This is a genomic window from Streptomyces hygroscopicus subsp. hygroscopicus (assembly GCF_001553455.1).
Lineage (GTDB): Bacteria > Actinomycetota > Actinomycetes > Streptomycetales > Streptomycetaceae > Streptomyces > Streptomyces hygroscopicus.
This window is the reverse complement of sequence record NZ_BBOX01000253.1, coordinates 1-765: the sequence shown is the minus strand read 5'-3', so window position 1 is coordinate 765 and position 765 is coordinate 1. Positions and strand designations below refer to the sequence as shown.

1 protein-coding gene and 1 pseudogene are annotated in these 765 nt (G+C 73.2%); one reads left to right on the top strand and one right to left on the bottom strand.

Going from position 1 to position 765, the window contains the following annotated elements; all coding sequences use genetic code 11:
• Positions 1-240: pseudogene (locus AXW62_RS24605) on the top strand (NAD-dependent epimerase/dehydratase family protein); the annotation flags it as partial.
• A gap of 112 nt (positions 241-352) precedes the next feature.
• Here the strand turns inward: AXW62_RS24605 and AXW62_RS46055 are convergent.
• The coding region (locus tag AXW62_RS46055) for a hypothetical protein (RefSeq protein WP_306305070.1) at positions 353-765 on the bottom strand (413 nt) is incomplete at its 5' end.

Below are 765 nucleotides of genomic sequence, written 5' to 3'. Positions count from 1 at the left end.
GTGTTCAACGTGGTGGACGACGACCCGGCCGAGGCCGCGGTCTGGCTGCCCGAGTACGCCCGCCTGCTCGGAGCACCACCGCCCCGCACGGTGCCGGCACAACTGGCCGAGCGCATGCTGGGCTGGCTCACCGGCTACCAGCTGACCGCCATGCGCGGCGCCGCCAACGACCGGGTACGGCAGGCGCTCAACTGGAAGCCCGCGACGCCGAGCTGGCGGACCCGGCTGGCCGCCGACTGACCGGACGCCGCCGGGCACGCACCGGCACGGTCATGGACGAGAGGGCCTGGTTGCCTGGTGGGCGTTCCCGGCGTGTTCCCAGCACCTCGGATACGCCGGGAGCGCCGCTCGCTCAGTGGGGGTTGTCGGCGGTGCCTCTTCCGGCGTCCTCCGCGTGTTCCTGCCGGAGGGCCGTGGCGTAGGCGTCCAGGAGGCGCTGGCCGGTCTCGCACTCGCCCGTTCTGCATGCTTCGCAGCCTGCGGCGTGGGTGAGGGCGGCGCGCCATGCGTTCTCCGTGGTGCAGTTGGGGTCGCAGGCCCACAGGGGGTAGGTGGTGAGAGTGGGGCCCTGGCTGAGGGTGACGGTGCCGAGGGGGCGGTCGCCGGTGAGCAGTGTGCCGCACAGGGCGCAGCGCCAGCCGTGGAGTTGTTCGTGGGTGAGGGCGGCCGGGTCGATTCCGGCCGGGGTTTGGGGGATGTGGTGGGTGTCGGCCATCAGGGGTGGCCCCGCTTTGTGCGGAAGGCGGCGGTGAGGTCGCGCGGTGT